The organism is Pseudomonas sp. FG13, from assembly GCF_057809755.1.
The window spans coordinates 47503-65656 of record NZ_JBMDKO010000004.1 but is presented as its reverse complement, the minus strand read 5'-3'; the positions used below and the strand labels follow the sequence as shown (position 1 = coordinate 65656).

16 protein-coding genes are annotated in these 18154 nt (G+C 58.6%); all 16 read right to left on the bottom strand.

The window, feature by feature from the left end:
* Positions 1–13: 13 nt before the first annotated feature.
* The 16 genes from fliE to ACODTO_RS05415 all read right to left on the bottom strand — a co-directional run bounded on the left by fliE (position 14) and on the right by ACODTO_RS05415 (position 18154).
* Entirely contained in the window at positions 14–340 is a 327-nt protein-coding gene (fliE, locus tag ACODTO_RS05490) for a flagellar hook-basal body complex protein FliE (RefSeq protein ID WP_041020343.1), read from the bottom strand.
* A gap of 133 nt (positions 341–473) precedes the next feature.
* On the bottom strand, positions 474–1853 hold the full coding sequence (locus ACODTO_RS05485; RefSeq protein ID WP_139647231.1) for a sigma-54-dependent transcriptional regulator: 1380 nt from the start codon (positions 1851–1853) through the stop codon (positions 474–476).
* A 5-nt stretch (positions 1854–1858) separates the two neighbouring features.
* Positions 1859–3049, bottom strand: coding sequence for a sensor histidine kinase (locus ACODTO_RS05480; protein WP_175362516.1), 1191 nt, complete (start codon positions 3047–3049; stop codon positions 1859–1861).
* Positions 3050–3294: 245 nt separating this feature from the next.
* On the bottom strand, positions 3295–4770 hold the full coding sequence (locus tag ACODTO_RS05475) for a sigma-54 dependent transcriptional regulator (protein WP_047701651.1): 1476 nt from the start codon (positions 4768–4770) through the stop codon (positions 3295–3297).
* 169 nt (positions 4771–4939) lie between these two features.
* Positions 4940–5236: a flagellar protein FliT gene (gene fliT, locus ACODTO_RS05470; protein ID WP_041020339.1), complete on the bottom strand. Its 297-nt coding sequence runs from the start codon at positions 5234–5236 to the stop codon at positions 4940–4942.
* A 12-nt stretch (positions 5237–5248) separates the two neighbouring features.
* Complete coding sequence (gene fliS, locus ACODTO_RS05465; protein ID WP_041020338.1) at positions 5249–5644, bottom strand: flagellar export chaperone FliS; 396 nt, start codon at positions 5642–5644, stop codon at positions 5249–5251.
* A gap of 132 nt (positions 5645–5776) precedes the next feature.
* The gene (gene fliD / locus ACODTO_RS05460; protein WP_139647235.1) at positions 5777–7207 is read right to left on the bottom strand and encodes a flagellar filament capping protein FliD; all 1431 of its coding nucleotides are present in this window, start codon (positions 7205–7207) and stop codon (positions 5777–5779) included.
* Positions 7208–7289: 82 nt separating this feature from the next.
* Entirely contained in the window at positions 7290–7655 is a 366-nt protein-coding gene (locus ACODTO_RS05455) for a flagellar protein FlaG (RefSeq protein ID WP_139647237.1), read from the bottom strand.
* Between the two features lie 72 nt (positions 7656–7727).
* Positions 7728–8576 carry a flagellin domain-containing protein gene (locus tag ACODTO_RS05450; RefSeq protein WP_139647239.1) on the bottom strand — a complete coding sequence of 283 codons (849 nt, stop codon included), beginning with the start codon at positions 8574–8576 and terminating at the stop codon, positions 7728–7730.
* Between the two features lie 333 nt (positions 8577–8909).
* On the bottom strand, positions 8910–9836 hold the full coding sequence (locus ACODTO_RS05445; RefSeq protein ID WP_489106107.1) for a ketoacyl-ACP synthase III: 927 nt from the start codon (positions 9834–9836) through the stop codon (positions 8910–8912).
* A 241-nt stretch (positions 9837–10077) separates the two neighbouring features.
* Positions 10078–11118 (bottom strand): NAD-dependent epimerase/dehydratase family protein, encoded by a 1041-nt coding sequence (locus tag ACODTO_RS05440; RefSeq protein ID WP_241801615.1) that lies wholly within the window; start codon positions 11116–11118, stop codon positions 10078–10080.
* Positions 11119–11126: 8 nt separating this feature from the next.
* A complete protein-coding gene (locus ACODTO_RS05435) occupies positions 11127–14636 on the bottom strand; it encodes a glycosyltransferase (protein ID WP_175386406.1) in 3510 nt (1169 codons plus the stop codon).
* Positions 14637–14750: 114 nt separating this feature from the next.
* Positions 14751–15668: a nucleoside-diphosphate sugar epimerase/dehydratase gene (locus ACODTO_RS05430; RefSeq protein WP_175362452.1), complete on the bottom strand. Its 918-nt coding sequence runs from the start codon at positions 15666–15668 to the stop codon at positions 14751–14753.
* A 38-nt stretch (positions 15669–15706) separates the two neighbouring features.
* Entirely contained in the window at positions 15707–16339 is a 633-nt protein-coding gene (locus tag ACODTO_RS05425; RefSeq protein ID WP_139647251.1) for a class I SAM-dependent methyltransferase, read from the bottom strand.
* On the bottom strand, positions 16336–17400 hold the full coding sequence (locus tag ACODTO_RS05420) for an FkbM family methyltransferase (RefSeq protein ID WP_139647253.1): 1065 nt from the start codon (positions 17398–17400) through the stop codon (positions 16336–16338). The genes ACODTO_RS05425 and ACODTO_RS05420 overlap by 4 nt, the downstream gene beginning before the upstream one ends.
* A complete protein-coding gene (locus ACODTO_RS05415) occupies positions 17393–18154 on the bottom strand; it encodes a TylF/MycF/NovP-related O-methyltransferase (protein WP_139647255.1) in 762 nt (253 codons plus the stop codon). Before ACODTO_RS05415 ends, ACODTO_RS05420 begins: the two co-directional genes overlap by 8 nt.

Below are 18154 nucleotides of genomic sequence, written 5' to 3'. Positions count from 1 at the left end.
CTCAATAGTTTCCTTAGACCGGCATCTGCATGATGTCTTGGTAGGCCTGGACCAGTTTGTTGCGAACCTGGGTCAGCGCCTGGAACGAGACAGTGGCTTTCTGCGAAGAGATCATTACGTCGGTCAGGTCGACGCCACTTTTGCCAATTTCAAAAGCACTGGCTAATTGGTTCGACGCCTGCTGGGTATCGTTCACTTTATTGACGGCCTGACCAAGCATGTCGGAAAAACTGCTGCCGCCCACCTGGGGGACCGCGACCGATTTAGGCTGCGACATCGCGTCCATCTGCATGGCCCGCATATCCAGCATCAACCGATTAAATTCAATACCTTGGCTCATGGTCTACTCTCTCTGGCGGCCCGCGTTTTTTTGACGCTGACTCGATGGGTACATAGGTGTTAGCAACAAGGGTGCCAGCTCCATGGCGACATGAAACAAATGCTCCCACAGGAGCATTCCTGATTTACACAACTCAACTGGCGAACAGATACGCCTCGACATCCATCCCCGCGTCACGCATCTGCGCCAGTTTGTAGCGCAGGGTGCGTGGACTGATCCCCAGCCGCTCGGCCGCCTCCTTGCGACGGCCGCGTTCGGCGCGCAGGGTATCGATGATCATCTGGAATTCGCGCCGACGCAGGTCGTCTTCCAGCGCTCCAGCCGACTCGCTTTCCACCTCCACCCTCAGCGGGACTGGTGCCAGCGTCGGCAATGGCGCGCACGCCACGGGCCCTGCGAGACAGAAATCCTCCGGCTGAATCAAACCACCCTGTTGCAGGATCAACGCACGCTGAATGGCGTTGTCCAACTCCCGCACGTTTCCGGGCCAGGGATAGGCAATCAGACAGGCTTGTGCCTGGGGCGAAAGTCTTGCCGCCGCATGCTTCATTTTATTGACGTGCCGGGCCAGCAGACGCTCGGCCAGCGGCAGGATATCGGCAGTGCGCTCGCGTAATGGACGCCAGGCGAGGGGGAATACCGACAGACGGTAGTAAAGGTCCTCCCGAAAACGTCCTGCCGCCACCTCACCGGCCAGATCCCGGTTGGTGGTCGCCACCACGCGAATATCCAGGCTGATGGGCTTACGTCCCCCGACCCGTTCCACTTCCCGCTCCTGCAACACCCTCAGCAGCTTGGCTTGCAGACCCAGAGGCATTTCGGAAATCTCATCGAGCAGAATGGTGCCGCCGTCGGCCTGCTCGAACTTGCCGGCCTGGGCCGCAATGGCGCCGGTAAACGAGCCTTTTTCGTGACCGAACAGCGTCGCCTCGAGCATGTTGTCGGGAATCGCCGCACAGTTGATTGCAATGAACGGTTGGTTGGCGCGACGGGATTGCTGGTGGATGTAGCGCGCCAGCACTTCCTTGCCGGTACCTGACTCACCGGAAATCAACACCGTGGAATCGCTGCGTGCCACCCGCGCGGCCAATTCGAGCAACTGTGCGCTAGCCGGTTCGAGCGCCACCGGCCCCTCCCCCTCGACCGCAGGAACGCCCAGCGCATGACGGGCCACCAGATCAAGCAACGCCTTGGGCTCGAACGGTTTGACCAGGTAGTCCGCAGCGCCCTGGCGCATGGCATCCACCGCTCGCTCGACCGCCCCGTGGGCCGTCATCAGCAAGACCGGCAACTGAGGTTGACGCGCACGCAACAGTCCAAGCAGTTGATGGCCGTCCATGCCCGGCATATTCACATCGCTGACCACCAGGCTGAAGGTTTCCCGGCCCACGGCCAGCAACGCATCCTCCGCCGAGCCGACCGCAGCGTAATCGTGCCCGGCCAGCACCAGCGTGTCGGCCAACGCTTCGCGCAGGGCGCGGTCATCCTCAACCAGCAACACCTTGATCGCCATCGACTTCACTCCACCTCCGGCGCGCCGGAAAACAGCGGCAAGAGCACCAACGCGCAAGTGCCACGCCCCAGCCGCGAACGTAGTTGCAATTCTCCCTGATGGGCACGGGCCACAGCCTTGACCACGGTCAGGCCGAGACCGGTCCCGGTGGTCTTGGTCGTGAAGAACGGCTCGCCGAGACGCACCAGCACTGCCGGCTCGATACCGCCACCATTGTCGCTGACACACAAGCGCAAGCTGTTGTCGCGGCTGTACAGATGGACCTTCAACCGCACATCCTCGCCGCTGGCCTGGATGGCATTCTCGATAAGGTTCAATACCGCGCCCACCAAGGTGTCGCGGTTGCAGAGGATTTCCCCGGCATGGCTGTCGCACTGCCAGCGGATCGGCAGCCCCTGCACATGGGTCGATGCCGCGGCCTGCAGGGACTGCAAAAGAGCTTTCGGGGTGACGCGGTCAGTCAATGGCAGCTCGCCACGGGCGAACACCAGCATGTCCCGCACTTGATGCTCGAGTTCGTGCAGGCGCTCCTTCAGGCGTCCGGCGAAGCGCTGCTGGGTGTCCATCGGCAACTGCTGCTCGGTCAGATGACTGGCGTACAGCAGCGCGGCGGATAGCGGCGTGCGAATCTGGTGAGCCAGGGATGCCACCATGCGCCCCAGGGAGGACAGGCGTTCGTGGCGAGCCAACTGGTCCTGCAAGTGACGGGTTTCAGTCAGGTCGTTGAGCAGCACCAACTGACCGGGTTCGGCATCCAGAGAACGCGTCGAAATGGACAGGCGCCTGCCGTCCTTGAGGGATACTTCGTGACCATCGTCCTCGCGGGGAGCAAAACAACGCGCGATGACGTGTCGCCACAGCTCACCTTCGAGCGGCAACCCAAGCAGCTCGCAGGCCGCCGGGTTGGCTTCGCGGACGAAACCATGGGCATCGATGACGATGACGCCGCCAGGCAACAGGTCGAGCAGGTTCTGCAGCCGGTTGGCCAGGCGCTCTTTTTCCGCCAGCTCCTGCATGCGCTGGGCGCTGACCACCGCCAATTCGCCCTTGAGTTCGGTGACCCGAGCTTCGAGCAGGCTGTAGGAATCGGTCAACTGGCTGGACATCTGGTTGAACAGCGAAAACGCCTGCTCAAGTCCAGCGCGGCTTGCCTGCTCGGCGGACGGCATGAGCCCCGACTCAGGGACAGGAGACATCTGGACGTGGGCGGCTTGGCTCATCGAACTCTCTCGCTTGGCTGACCGTCAGTTAAACGGTCTGTTGAGAGAGCTTTAGCAATAGCCGTGCCGGAAGGTGGCAAACAGGAGCCGAGCTGTCGCGGGGATTTTGTGGTGAGGGGATTTAGCGAAACGTCGTAGCGGCCCCAAAAACAGGGCCGCTTTGCGCCCCGACGGAGATAAATCCCCTCGCCACAAAAAATCAGGCGGTCATGATGCAGGCGTCAATCATCCGCCTGCTCATCACCCTCACGACGGCTCATGCCGTACTTGCGCATCTTCTCCACCAGAGTGGTGCGACGGATACGCAGGCGCTCCGCTGCACGGGCCACGATACCGTTGGCGTCGTCCAGGGCCTGCTGGATAAGCCCCTGCTCCAGGCCACCCAGGTAATCCTTGAGGTCCAGACCTTCCGGCGGCAGCAAGGCACTACTGGTGAAGTCCGGTGTGTGGCCGTTGATCGCCACGCGCTCTTCCAGGTCGCTACGCAGGGTATCGACCATTTGTTCATCTTCGTCGTCGACGTAGCGGAATTTCTTCGGCAGCTCAGCCACACCGATCACGCCATAGGGGTGCATGATCGCCATGCGCTCCACCAGGTTGGCCAATTCGCGAACGTTGCCCGGCCAGCCATGACGGCACAGGGACATGATCGCCGCCGAATTGAAGCGGATCGAACCGCGCTTTTCGTGCTCCATGCGCGAAATCAGCTCGTTCATCAGCAGCGGAATGTCCTCGACGCGCTCACGCAGCGGGGCCATTTCGATCGGGAATACATTGAGGCGGTAGTAGAGGTCTTCGCGGAAACTGCCGACCTCGATCATGCTCTCGAGGTTCTTGTGGGTCGCAGCGATGATCCGCACGTCGACGCTCTGGGTCTTGTTGCTGCCCACCCGCTCGAAGGTGCGCTCCTGCAGAACCCGCAGCAGCTTGACCTGCATCGGCAACGGCATGTCGCCGATCTCGTCGAGAAACAACGTGCCGCCGTTGGCCAGTTCGAAACGCCCAGCCCGGCTGGTGATCGCGCCGGTGAAGGCACCCTTCTCGTGCCCGAACAGCTCGCTTTCCAGCAACTCGGCCGGAATTGCACCGCAGTTCACCGGCACGAATGGCGCTTCGCGACGCTTGGAGTGGTAGTGCAGATTGCGCGCAACCACTTCCTTGCCGGTGCCCGATTCGCCCAGGATCAGCACGCTGGCATCCGTATCGGCAACCTGCTGCATCATCTGGCGCACGTGCTGGATCGCCCGGCTGGTGCCGACGAGGCTGCGGAAAAGGTTGGGTTCGCGATGCCTGCCGCGCTCACGGGCCTGATCGTACATCTCGCGGTAAACCTGGGCGCGATGCAGCGAATCGAGCAATTTGCTGTAGCTGGGCGGCATTTCGAGCGTGGAAAGCACTCGGCGACGCTGGTCTTCAGGCAAGTCAAGGGAAGAATTTTCGCCCATTAACAAAACCGGAAGGAACTCATCCCAGGTTGAGAGTGTCTTTAGCAAGCCCAAAAGCGTTGCGGGGGCATTTACGGTCCCGATGAGGACGCAAATGACTTCACGACTGGACGCCAGCGAGCCGACGGCCTGCTGCCAGTCATGGCTTCCGCAAGGTAAATTTTCTTCGCCAAGAAAATTTAAAATCACCGCCAGGTCACGGCGGCGGACGCTGTCGTCATCGATCAGGAGAATTTTGGTTTCACGCCACATGCAATAGCAACTTCCCTAGTCAACTCAGTGCCCGAAATTAGGGGGCAAGCTAGACGCTTGCAGACTTGTCATGCCTGTAGACGCCTGAAATCTGTAAACAGCTACTAGTTAAGTCAAAAAACGGTGCACAGTCAAATTTATGGCGCACTTTGTTCGGATTAACTGAGCATTAACCGAACAGATGGTAAACCTTTGCAGCGTTTTGTGCTTGATGGACTTGCGACATCTCGTCGACTATCGCCTGACGCTCCCCAGTCGCCGCCTCAAGAAGCTGCTTGTAGACCCCCAGCAACTCCTCAAGATTATTGCGCAACGCCGCCTCGTCCAGCTCTGACTCGCTCAGAACGTCTTCCATGCAGGAACGGCACGTCATGTCCAACTGACCGATCGCCTCCCAGTTACGCTCGGCCAGTGCATCGACCAGGGCGTCACGGGTTTGCTCTATTCGCTGCAAGACAAGACTCATGGGGAGCACTCCTTAGAATTGCGGACCAGGCGCGGCGATACCGTCCCAGCCTTCTTTGACCGTGCGCAGCAGACCGGCGACTTCGTCGAGGATCTTCGGGTCGGTCTGGATATTGGCGTCGGTCAGACGCTTGATCATGTAGGCATAGAGGTTATCCAACTCGGTCACCGACTCGGCCTGGTTCTCCATGTCCAGCCCCTCGCGCAGGCCGCCAATGATGCCGATGGCCTTGCTGATCAGGATGCCCTTGTTGGCGATGTCCTTGCGCTCCATCGCCCCCTTTGCCTGAGCGATACGATCAAGACCGCCCTCCATCAGCATTTGCACCAGACGATGGGGACTTGCTTCGGAGGTTTGCGCCTGGGCGCCAATTTTCTGGTATTGGCGAAGGGCTAACATCGGATTCATGTTCTACCTCATCAAAAAATCTTCGGTTCGTATAAACAGTTTATCGACGCCGCGTCAAAAAACTTTAGATCGAAAAAGCCGAAAGCCCGGAGCGTCAATTGACGCAACCGGGCTTTCTTGTATCACTCGGAATCAGCTGTTCTTCTGCTGCGCCGAGATGGCTTCGAACATGGAGGTAATGTTGCTGGCGGTAGCTTTCAGCTTGCCCACCAAGGCATCCATGTCGTTATATTTCTTGGTCAATACGGCGGTCAGGGTCTCTACCCGGCGGTCAAGCGCGGCCTGATCGTTCGTCAGTCGAGTCTGGGTCTTGTTCAGCGCCGTGGTCCGCTGATCAAGGATTCCACCCGTCTTCGTATAAGGGTCGATGGCATTGGTCATGCGTTCCAGCAAACCATTGGTGCCGGTAAACATCGTCTGGACTTCACCACTGAGCTTTTTGTCGTTCATCGCCGTGTTGAACTTGGTGGTGTTGAAGTCCAGGGCACCGGTCGTCTGGTTGGTGGTGATACCCAACTGGGCCAGTACCGTAAGCTTGTCCCCCGCCCCGGTTTCCGACAACGGACCCCGAATCGTCGCCAGGATCGAACGAGGCAATGCGTCGCCGGTCATTTTTGCCGCAACGGTAGGGTTGCCATCCGCGTCGAGCGACGGCTTGGTCAGCGCAGTGATGTTGGTCGCGATTGCGTTATAGGCGTCCACGAATTTCTGGATCGAAGCTTTCAGACCATCGTTGTTGGGCGCAACGGTCACGGTTGAAATGGCATTCGTTCCACCGGCAACCAGGTTCAACGTCAACCCCGAGATCGCCTTGTCGACCGTATTGCTCTTGCTGGTCAACGCCATGCCATCAATGGAGAACTTCGCATCGGTCGCGATGGCACCGATGGCACCGGCCGAAGTCGCCGTCAACGCAGCACCGCCCGCCCCCACGACGTTGGTCCCATCAATCTCCAGCCCGGCAATGCCGCTGACCGAGATATCGGAGCCTGCACCGGTCGTGCTCGAACCCAGTACCAGGCGCGAACCGAAAGAGTCAGTGACGATGTTGGCGCTGATGCCGGCGGATTTCAGTGATGTATCGGCGTTGATCGAGTCGCGAACCGATTGCAGGGTCGCTCCGCTCGCCACATCGAGATTGTAGTTAACGCCGTTCTGCGCGATGGTCAACGTGCCGGTGGGAATGGCACTGGTGGTACCGCCGGCGAAAGCCGCACTGGTGACCTTGGACGACGTGGCGATGTTATCGACTTTGACGGTGTAGTTGCCGGCGACAGCCGTATTGCTGGCCGTGGCGGTAACATAACTGGTTGCGGAAGATGTCGCAGCAAAACCGGCAAATTGCGGCGTGGTTGTGCTGGACAGAGACGTCATGGCGGCCTTGAAGGATGCCAGCAGGGACTTCAGGGTGCCTACCCCGGAAATGCTGTTGGTGTTGGCCGTCGTCGCGCGAGTAATCTGGCCTTGCTTGGCCGCCTTGTCAGAGTCCACCAGGACTTTGACGATGGCTGTTGTATCCAGGCCGGAACCGAGACCCAAGCCAGGTAGAATTGGACTTGCCATGTGAAACTCCCTTCAGTATGTCGCCGGCCTTTTGACCACTACAACGCCCAAAAGAACATCGCAACAAAATTCGTGCCAGTTGTCAGGCTTCTGCGCTGAACAACAGGCTGTTTGCATCATTCAAACTGTTGGCCAGTTTCAGAACTTCTTCGTTCGGGATCTGGCGAATCACTTCACCGGAACCGCTGGCAATCACTTTGACCACTACTTTGCCTGAAGGCTCATCAATGGAAAACTCCAGGTTACGCTTGACCGATTGAACGAACTTCTCGATCTCCTGGACAGCTTTCTTGAGCTTTTCCTGCTCGGCAGCAGCGTCTTTAGGGGTTTCCTTGACCGGCGCCACAACCAAAGCGTCGGCTCGAGGCTTCTCCACTGGCTTGTCGACCACAGTGGGTGCCGGCTTCGCCGCTGGATAAGACAAGTTCAGCTTCACGCTCATATCCATGTCCATCACCTCTTGAACGGAAAAAGCGAGAGAGTACGCAAGCGCACTCCCCCGCTAAAACTCATCCAGCTATTACTGAAGCAGCTTCAGTACAGCGGATGGCAGTTGGTTGGCCTGGGCCAGAACCGAAGTGGAAGCCTGTTGCAGAGTCTGCTGCTTGGTCAGCTGGGCAGTTTCAGCAGCGAAGTCGGTGTCTTGTACACGACCCAGTGCAGCACTGGCGTTTTCGTTGATGTTGTTCAAGTTGGCGATGGTGCTGGTGAAACGGTTTTGTGCAGCACCGAGATCAGCACGCGAGGAGTTGATCGTTGCCAGTGCAGCGTCGATTGCAACAACAGCAGCCGAGAAAGCGGTTTCAGCAGCAGCGCTGGTCGAACCGGCGATGGTGATTGCCGAACCGACACCCAGGGTGTTGGCGTCGAAGCTGGCGCTCAGGGTCAGAGTGATCTGGTTCGAGGCGCCAGTGTTGGAGCCGACCTGGAAGGTCATGGTGCTGGCGGTGCCGTCGAGCAGGTTCTTGCCGTTCAGGTTGGTGCTGTTGGCGATACGGGTCAGCTCAGCGCTCATCTGGGTGAACTCTTTGTTCAGAGCGTCACGGTCAGTCGAGCTGTTGCTGTCGTTGCGGGACTGAACAGCCAGTTCACGCATACGTTGCAGAATGTTGGTTTGTTCCTGCATCGCGCCTTCAGCGGTCTGAGCGATGGAGATACCGTCGTTGGCGTTTTTGATCGCCATGGTCTGACCACGGATCTGCGAGTTGATGCGGGTAGCGATCTGCAGGCCGGCGGCGTCGTCTTTGGCGCTGTTGATTTTCAGGCCGGAAGACAGACGGGTCATCGAGGTGGACAGAGCATCGGAAGCCTTGTTCAGGTTCTTCTGTACGCCCAAGGATGTGACGTTGGTGTTTACTGTTAAAGCCATGACGAATTCCTCGTTGGTTGGGTACTGCGGCTTCCGGCCTTGGCAACCGCCGGGTTGGCCTAGAGAACCTTCGTAATAGTTATCGTCGGCTTGGGAACTTGCTTGAGGGCTTTTTTTAAAAAATTTACTAGCAGGTGGCCACCCCTTGAAAAACAAGGGCTTAACGCAGGGAAAAGGCTCAAAAAATGGCGCCAGAAATCTGCATTGGCAAATTTCAGGCAAAAAAAAGTGGGAGCGGGTTTGCTCACGAAAGCGGTGGATCAGCTTGTATCTGTGCTGAATGTACCAACGCCTTCGCGGGCAAGCCCGCTCCCACATCACATCTCAGGTGATTCAGTCGCGATAGAGAATCGCAGAGCCCCATGACAGGCCGACACCGAAACCACTGATTGCCACACGTTTCCAGCTGGCATCCAGGGCGTGTTTTTCCAACAGCAGTGGAATGCTCGAGGACACGGTATTTCCGGTCTCCACCATGTCCTTGATGAATTTCTCGGGCTTGTCTTCAAAACGTCGCGCCACGGCATCGACAATCGCCGCGCTGCCCTGGTGAATGCAGAACGCGTCGATGTCATCGGGCTGCAGTGACGATTCGCTCAACAACTCATGCAAGTGGGCCGGCACTTTCAACAAGGCAAAGTTGAACACCTGGCGTCCGTTCATGAAAAACACACCGTCACTGACCTTCAGGTGCGGCGCACCGGAACCGTCGGTGCCAAACTTGGCCTTGCCCAGTTGCCAGAGTGCCTCCTCACCCATCCAGGTCGCAGTGGCAGCGTCACCGAACAACATGGTGGTGTTGCGATCTTCCGGGTCGACGATCTTCGAATAGGGATCGGCCGTCACCAGCAGGCCATTCTTCAGCCCTACCGCCTCCATGAAGCCTTTCAAGGCATAAATGCCGTACACATAGCCCGAGCAACCCAGGGAGATGTCGAACGCCGCGACATGGGTCGGCAGGCCCAGCTTGTCCTGCACAATGGCGGCGGTATGAGGCAACCCTTCCTCGTCACCGTTCTGAGTGACGACGATCAGCGCATCGATCGATTCGCGCTTGAGCTCGGGATTGCTGGCGAACAACGCATTCACCGCTTCAACACACAGGTCCGAGGTTTCCTGCTCGGCGCTTTTGCGCGGCAGGAACGCCGAACCGATCTTTCCGAGGATGAATTCTTCATCCTTCTCGAACTTGGCACCCTGAGCGTAGTTATCCACACCAGCGGTCGGCACGTAACTCGCTATGCTTTTTATGCCAATCATCATGGCTTCCCGATCATAAATAGCTACTGAATATGTACCCCAAAAACGCGGCGGGGGTGCGTCATAACGATTGAACCGCGGAGCTGAACACGACACTCGATGAGCTGAACGCGCCTTCAGTCCGAGGAACACAATACATTGAAGATGCACTTTGTGACCTATGCGTCACGCCGTTTTACTCATGAAATGATTTATCTGGCCTCATGAGCCCGGATTTCGACGAGAGACAAACCTGCGAATTTCAGTGATTTTCCCGAATCCATCTGGCCATGCTGTCGATGGACTGATCCAGCGAGGTCCAGTCATCAAGACCCAGTCCCCTGGCTTTTTCAATGTCGGGTACGTAGTAGGAACGTGCCTGCGTCGCCTCGTCGACACCCAGAACCTTCACCTGTTTGCCCGGTGAGATACGGTCGACGACCTTGCAGGCCAACTCGGCGATTGTCAGTCCTTTGTCAGAGCCTACGTTATAAGCATTAGAGGCGGCGCCTCGGACCAGCAACGTCAGCAACCAGACCGCCAGATCAGCACCATGAAGGTAACTTCGCACGGCGCGCCCACTGGAGTGAAGCAGCAGCTCGTCCTTCCACAGGGCATCTCTAACGAAGTTACCGATGGCGAAATGCGCATCCAGCGCTATTCCCGGCCCGGAAAAAGCAAAACAACGGGCCAGGACGATCTCCAGCCCGTGCTTTTGGGCATAGATGGCGGCCAGAGTCTCCTGGGCGCGCTTGGCCTCGGCATAGGCGCTGCCGGCCAGATGGCTGGGGCAGGACGACGGGCTGCTTTCTGTCACCGGATGACCAAATTCAAGAGGCCCGTATTGCGCCCCGGTCCCGGTAAAAAGAATGCGCCGGGTCCCCGTTCGTACCGCCAGATCGAGGATATGACGGGCGCCGCCCAGGATGGTGTCGTAAATGCGTAGAGGGTCGGCATGGGCACCGGCCAAGGTATCGGTGGCGGCATGTATCACCAGATCGAACCGTGCCCCCGGCGCGATATCCAGGGGTGCCTGGACGTCATGCTGCAACCATTTGATCCAACCCGAACCGACATACTCGGGATATTCGGACAGAAACGCCTGCGGCGAGCGGGACACCGCTGTTACTTCAATGCTCGCGCCGCCCTGATTCAGATGGGCAAGCGTGGCGAGCAACCATTTACCGAAGAACCCCGTGCAGCCGGTAAGTAAAATGCGCTGACCAACCAGCAGCTCCCGAGGTTCAAGATAACGGGCGACTCGCTGGATATCCGCAGCGACGACGGACGATTCGAGACTCACCCGCATGATCAATGGCCCAGCCAGCTGTCGCGCCACGCCGCCAGTGCGACGCCATTGAGCATCCAATCCTGGCGTATACAAGTCTGTAGCGCATCACCAAGCGCCGCTGCGGCATCGAGGTCCTGGACGTGGGCGCGGATAGCATCGACCCATGTATCGAAGCGGTTCTCCACGCGTTTGGCGGGCAAGTCACCGCGATAGGCTTCGATATCGGAGCAGATGACTGGCACGCCACACGCCCCGAACTCCAGCAACCGACCGTTGCCCTTGCAACGATTGAACAAGGTATCCTCAAGCGGCGCCAAGGCCAGATCGAGGTTCAGCGAAGCCAGCTTGGACGGGTATGCATCCACCGCGACCGCATCGTGGTGCTCACGAATGAAAGGACGCAGATGGGCTGGACAGGTTCCCAGTATCACCCAGTCGACTTCGTCGGCCAGTTCCTTGATGACATTGGCAAGCATTTCCAGCTCACCGATATTGTGCAGACTGCCGACCCAACCGACTCGTGGCTTATCCGCGCAACGACGCCCTCCTTGCAGACCTTCCCAGTCGCGGGGATCGAGCCGGGTCGGCACAATCCTGATGTCCGCATTGAAACCGTCAAAAACCTGGGCCATGAAATCGGTGGAAACCACTAACCGATCCATGTGGGAAAGGCCTTGGCGCAGAGCCCCGAGTACGTCCGTCGGCAGCAGTCGATAATGCGGACTCTTGGGCGACAAGTTGGGCAGGTACAGATCCAGGTCAAAGACTTTGAAGCAACGAGCAAATGCCTTTACCTGGCGCAGGGTTTCCAACTGCTCGGTATTTACATACTGTTGAACCAAGAGCACGTCCGGGTTGTACCGCGCGATATCCACCACTGACAGCGCCTGGCTGGACAGCGCCCCATCCAGCATCCCCGCCTCACGCAAGGCATTGAACGGTTGGACAATCCGCTGCCGGGCGCTGTCCGGTTCGCCTGCTGCATGGGCTAGAACCGTAGGCAGCGAGGCAAAGCTCGATAACGGACGCCAGGACAACGACGACTCGACGACATGGAACGCTCGCTCGGGCGCCAATGAAAAATTCGGGTTGTAGGCACGATCCAGGGCCAGCGTCGGCAGCCAGCGCTGGTAGAGACGGTCCAGTTGCACCGGGGTCGTCTCCACTGCCGGGGATTCGCCGATCAACAGTTTTACCCGCGGCGTCCACACGTTCAGATAACCCGCCTGCTGAAGCTTCAGACACAGGTCCACATCCGCCCAGGGTGCCAGCTCCTCGTCGAAACCGCCCACGGCGGCAAACAATTCCTGTCGCACCATCAGGCATTGTCCGCTTAGCGCCGAGTAGTTCTGGTCGACTTGCAAACGTTGCATGTAGCCATCCCCGTCACCGGGCATCCGGGCAAAAGGACTGGCCACCGTCCCGCCTGAGCCCAGCACCAGCCCGGCATGGCGAACGGTGCCATCGCCAGCGATCAGCTTGGCGCCGACGCTACCCACTTCAGGACGCATGGCATGGTTGAGCAACTGCTCCAGCCAGCCACCGGTAAGCACGCCGATGCCGGCATCCAGGAACAGCAGGAACTCACCACGCGCTTCCTCCACGGCCTGGTTCCGAATCACTTCGGGTGAAAGCCCGGCAGGGAATCGCAGCACCCGCAGATGGCCGACCCCCAACTGTTCGATGCCTGACAACCAGCTGCACATCGCCGCGTCTTCATTGCCACGGTCCAGCAACAGCAACTCATAATTGCCGTAGCCGGTGTTCTCCAGCAGGCTATCCACGCAACGCTGCACATACGTCAGTTGTCCGTCCGCCAGGATCAGAATGCTGACCGCAGGTGCGACCGCATGGCCGTAATCCACCTCATAGCGCCCTGGTAGCCTGGAGTTGACCTGGGGCGCCGTAAATCCACGAGTACGTAAATGGCGCTCGATGACTGCCCGCTCCTGAGGATTGTCCTCAAGCAACAGCACGTCGCCGACGACCAGCGGCTCGCTCATGTGCCCCAAGCCTTCAAACCCGGCCGTCTCGATCATGCGCAGAATGTATTCGAGCTCGAAGGCCGCAGGAAACTCGGTCGCAAAGCCTCCCATTGCCTGCCAGACATCGCGACGCAACAGCCAATGCCTCGCCATGCAGGCTGGGAAACTGAGCAGCAGGTCAAGGTTGATATCCGGACGCAGCGCCAGCTTCAGGTTGCCATCCTCGAAGCGCATGACCTCGTCGGCGCAGATCGCCCGGCAATCGGGCGTAGCGGTCAACTCCAGCACCGCACTGAGCAGGCCACCGGCCGTGAAGGTTTCACCGGCCCGGACAATGATGAACACATCAAAGGCCTGTTCGTTGATCACTCGGTTCAAGGTGGCGACCGTGTCGAGCGAGTCGAGCCGGAAAACCCGCTTGTCGTCGCAGGGAATGTCGGCAGCGGTCAATACTGCCGGCTGCAATATGGCGGGCAGGCCTTCATGTTGCGCCAGGCTTTCGAGGGTATCGTTCAGACGCTGGAGCTCACCGTCCGGATCCAGGATGACCACTCCGAGAACAGGCACCTGGCTACGTTTCAGGTATTCATCGATCAACAGTCGCTGCACGGCGTTTGGCTGGCGGGCTGCCAGCCAATGAGCGTCCTGGTTCTTGTCGGGACGCTGCGCATAGGCCACCACGGCGTCCTGGGTGACCTCGATGAAGTGATCGAGCGAAGCCCAAAAGTTTTCCTGGTGTCGCAACAGACTCTGTCGCAACAGCGGCAGGGTCTGGCGCGCCGTTTCGATGGCCTGCGGTGTATTGCCCCAGGCTACGCCGTAGCTGTTGTTTTCATGATTGGACAGCGGCCGGGGGGCGTATTGGCTAGGGATCACCACTGCCACACAGCCGCACAACGCCGCTTCAGCGGCCAACCCCGAGGGTTCCGAACAATAGAAAAATTCGCATTGCTGGAAAACCGCCGCCAACGCCTCCCAGGAGGCCGGGCTTCCCGGAGTGATTTCTATCGAATCCGGGCCCAGCAATGCTGGGTCGATGAGTGCCGTGCCCTGCCGGCCCTGGTAGTAGCAGATCTTGCCTGGAATACGCTGGGCCGGGTCCGTCGGTGGACAGAAGATGCTGATGTTGACAGCCGGCATGTACAACACACGATCCTGTGCCATACCCGGTTGCAGCAACTCACGCGTGTAGGAAAACAGGATGTCGTTGTCGTCGTAGGGGCTGACGGCCCGAAGAAAACCGGGCTGGTTGAGCAGGTAGCGTACGACTACGTTACCGCCCATGGGATTGCCGTCCACGACTTCAGGATAGATGATGATCGGCTCGATTTTCTGCGCTTTGTGCAAAGCGGTGACATCATTGGTCAGGCGTGGCGTCATCAGGCGGGGGTTGCCGACCGCCGCAGAAATGTAGGCCTCATAGCCGGAACGAACCAACGCATCGCAGAGCATGTGCAGCACACGAATACCAGCCGAGTTGCGCCGGTAATCGGGCGCCAGGATGTAATAGGGGCTCGGCCTTTCGGCAAATAACGAACGATGCATCAAACACTCCTGACGTTCTGAAGCCACATGGAAACCACAAGTCATTATCTGGATAGGTGATTTCCCCTTTGTGGCGAGGGGAGTTATTACCAATGGGTCGCGAAGCGGTTCCGATCAGAGTTGTCTGATCGAATTATCGTAATGCTCGAACACCACTTCACCGGAATGGTTGTAATCGGCAAACGACATGTCCTTTTTCGGCACGCGCCAGTCACCATAGACAAAGTCCAGGTAACCGAAGGCATCGTTGGGGGCCTTCAACGAAGCACCGAACAGTTGGATGGCATCGAAGCCGTCGAAATGCACTTGCGGGCAGAACCATTCGGGCATGGCACCGATCACTACCGCCGAACCGTCGCGGCGCACGCGCCGGGCAATGTCGGTTTCGAACGGGATAATCTCGTCGGCCCCTTCGGCATTGTCACAGGTAATCCGGATGGCGAAATCAAAACCGTGGGTGGCGATCAATTCGATGTTCCATACCACGCCATCACGCTGCGGCAGACGCTGCTTATTGCCACGCACCAGTGTCACCAGCGCCTCGAACTGAACATCGTTGACCGAAAAGTCGATGTCGTCGTCCCAGGCGATGAAATCACCCTCGCGCAACGCCCCCAACAGCGTGCCGAAATCCAGATACAAATCGATGCCGGCGGCGTCAGTCAGTGCGCCGAGGGTCACCACCAATTCTTCGGCGATGGATTTGGTCGGCGGATGGGAAAACGGATGCACATCGCGCATGCCCTTCATCTCGCGCTTGCCGGGAATGACCGTGGGTATGTCACCCAGCCCCAGGGTTTCGAGCTGGCCCAGGATGCTTTGCGACCAGACACTGGTGATGACGATCGCATCGCAACCACTGGCGGCAATCTGATCGGCCGCAATCACCGGATAACCGAAAAATGCCTGCCCCTGCTTCTGTGGATCATTGTCGACGATTGCCAGAATATCCAGATCGCGGTTCTGTTCGATGAACAGCCCGCCACTCTTGCCCGCACCGAACAGAATGAGTTTCTTACCTTGCAGATCCATGATGCCTTCCCCGGATGCGCCCATGCGCCTCAACGATGCTATTTTTTCAGTGCGACGCAGCGGCCGACCTTGGCATCTTCGTCACGAAACTTCGCCAGGCCGCGGCCTTCGATCTGGTACGTCACATGAAAGCCGGCGCGCTCGATGTCCGCCACCATGACCCGATGATCAACGTAACGCCGGTAGTGGTCGGTGCCAAAGATCTTTTCCTGTTCGGCATCGTCGGTCGTGCGGTATTCGAAAAACACCTGGCTTTGCGCAGGCAGTAGTACGCTGAGCAGATCCAGGAATGCGCCGGCCTCGTTCTCATCGATCGCATGAAGGAAAAACCGCGCGTACACCGCCACCTTGCGCTTGTTCTCCAGAAATCCTTTGATCTCGTCCCTGGCGGCGCCGGCCAGGCACTGCACGTAACGTGTATGTTCGTGAGCGCTGCGCGAACGACATAGCTCAATGGCCTCCACAGACGCATCGAGCCCAAGCAGATCGAAGCCACAGGCGGCGAAAAACTCGCTGTCGCGGCCATTGCCGCAACCGAACTCGATCACACCGTCGACATCGGTCAATTCATTGACGGCGAACGCCGCGAATTGCGACGGGTAAGCCGGCGCACCTCTTTTGCGACTACTGTAGAACGAATCCCAATAGCTCGATTTTTCTACTTGGCTCATTGCGCAACCTCAAGACTGTTTACGGCGTACAACACGGTGTCAAAGCTGCTGTGGGCATGGCAACGCAGATAATAACGGTATGGCAAGCCATAGCCCTGCAATTGCTCGAAGATGCTCCATAGATGCTCCGCCCGGTGATAAATGCTGATGGCCAGGTTCGGCCGGTATTGGTTCAGCATGTTCCTGGCGCCTTCCAACGCCGCGGGCTCTTCGCCTTCGATGTCCATTTTGATCAGGTTCGGAGCAAAGCCTGGCAACGCATCGTCCAGGCGCACACATGTCACCGTTTCCCCACCCGACTCAACCAGATGCCCACCTGCTCCCAGGGCGCCGTCGAAGCCGATACGCCGGTTGCCGTCAGAAACGCCACAAGGAAAATTCACCGCGTGCAGGTCACTCAGGTTCGGCACCAGCACTGCATAGTTCTCAAGGTTCGGCTCGAAACTGGCAACAGCTTCAAAGACCAGCCCCGCACTGCGCATTTCCTGAACGGTGTCGCCGGTATAAGCCCCGCAATCGACAAAACGCAGCGGCTGTGGCCAGTTCGGAAGATCCTCGGGAAAATACTGCCGGGGCGAGGGCGAAGGTAACCGCGAATAGTCACCCGAGATGCGGAACTCGACGATTCGGTCCAGCAATTGCCGGCTGGTCTCGTCAGCCAGATGCTCGCGCAGATTGGCGATCCGTTCAGCGTGAGCTTCGTAATAACGCGGGTCTACCAACCAGTAACGAAACGGCTGTCTTTCAGGGAAGTGCCGCACGAACTCCACAAGACTGACCACCCGGCCGTAGCCCAGCGCTTGCAGCTGGCTGACCACTTCGCCGACATCCACGTAATTATTGAACAGACCGATAATCACACAGGCACTGGCTGGGTCGTGCCCGAGAGCCCAATCCCGGGCATTGGCAACAGGGATGCCATCGACTTGTTCCAGGGACGCATCACGATCCAGAAACGCGCTGATTCCGATGCCCTGCTCTGCCAGATAAGCCTGGACCCGCTGTCCAGCCAGACGGGCACCGTAGACCAGCACATGTTCGAAGCGTTGGCTTTCAAACATGGTGCTCTCCCGACGCCACCCGGATAAGCACGGCATGACCGTTGAGGTTGTGGATAAAGCGGAAGTCGCGATTACCCTGCATGAACTCGTTGACCAGCCGGGTCACACCTTCGCAGCCATAGAAACCGTAATCGTCGAACACCACCACAGCACCGGGAGCCAGGCGCGGCAATGCCCATTCCAAGACACTGCGAGCCGACTCATAGACATCCACGTCGATGTGCAGGAAGGCCAGCCGCTGGCTGACATGCTCGGCATTGTGCTCCGGGAACATGCCTTCGAGGATCTGCACACGCTCGGTCACACCGCAGCGTGCCGCCAGTGCCTGGACACGCTGGATATCAGTGTCACTGTGTTCACCCCCGCTGTAGCCGGTATCCAGGTGACTGGCCTTCACCACACCGGTGAACGTATCGGCCAGAAACACCTTTCGACCCGGCCGCTGGCTTGCCAACGCCAACAAACAACCCGAACCGCCTCGCCAGACCCCCACTTCCAGGAAGTCGCCTTCCAGGTCATCGAGTTGGCGGGCCAGGGACCAGAGTTCGAACAATCGGTACTTGTCCACCAGGGTGTTGCGCTCGACCAAACCCAGAGCCTGCTCGAACGCGTGGTCCTGGCACCACGGCGCATAGCTCGAATATGGCAACAGCCGCTCATGGCGGATTTCCGGCGACTTGGCATGTGCCCAGGAAACCGTACCGCGCAAATAGCGATAGCTCAGGCCGGTCAGTTTTCTCTTCAACCAGGCCAT

Coding starts and splice junctions, on each gene's coding strand:
- fliE (WP_041020343.1), bottom strand. CDS start 340: ATGAGCCAAGGTATTGAATTTAATCGGTTGATGCTGGATATGCGGGCC.
- ACODTO_RS05485 (WP_139647231.1), bottom strand. CDS start 1,853: ATGGCGATCAAGGTGTTGCTGGTTGAGGATGACCGCGCCCTGCGCGAA.
- ACODTO_RS05480 (WP_175362516.1), bottom strand. CDS start 3,049: ATGTCTCCTGTCCCTGAGTCGGGGCTCATGCCGTCCGCCGAGCAGGCA.
- ACODTO_RS05475 (WP_047701651.1), bottom strand. CDS start 4,770: ATGTGGCGTGAAACCAAAATTCTCCTGATCGATGACGACAGCGTCCGC.
- fliT (WP_041020339.1), bottom strand. CDS start 5,236: ATGAGTCTTGTCTTGCAGCGAATAGAGCAAACCCGTGACGCCCTGGTC.
- fliS (WP_041020338.1), bottom strand. CDS start 5,644: ATGAATCCGATGTTAGCCCTTCGCCAATACCAGAAAATTGGCGCCCAG.
- fliD (WP_139647235.1), bottom strand. CDS start 7,207: ATGGCAAGTCCAATTCTACCTGGCTTGGGTCTCGGTTCCGGCCTGGAT.
- ACODTO_RS05455 (WP_139647237.1), bottom strand. CDS start 7,655: ATGGATATGAGCGTGAAGCTGAACTTGTCTTATCCAGCGGCGAAGCCG.
- ACODTO_RS05450 (WP_139647239.1), bottom strand. CDS start 8,576: ATGGCTTTAACAGTAAACACCAACGTCACATCCTTGGGCGTACAGAAG.
- ACODTO_RS05445 (WP_489106107.1), bottom strand. CDS start 9,836: ATGATTGGCATAAAAAGCATAGCGAGTTACGTGCCGACCGCTGGTGTG.
- ACODTO_RS05435 (WP_175386406.1), bottom strand. CDS start 14,636: ATGCATCGTTCGTTATTTGCCGAAAGGCCGAGCCCCTATTACATCCTG.
- ACODTO_RS05430 (WP_175362452.1), bottom strand. CDS start 15,668: ATGGATCTGCAAGGTAAGAAACTCATTCTGTTCGGTGCGGGCAAGAGT.
- ACODTO_RS05425 (WP_139647251.1), bottom strand. CDS start 16,339: ATGAGCCAAGTAGAAAAATCGAGCTATTGGGATTCGTTCTACAGTAGT.
- ACODTO_RS05420 (WP_139647253.1), bottom strand. CDS start 17,400: ATGTTTGAAAGCCAACGCTTCGAACATGTGCTGGTCTACGGTGCCCGT.
- ACODTO_RS05415 (WP_139647255.1), bottom strand. CDS start 18,154: ATGGCCTGGTTGAAGAGAAAACTGACCGGCCTGAGCTATCGCTATTTG.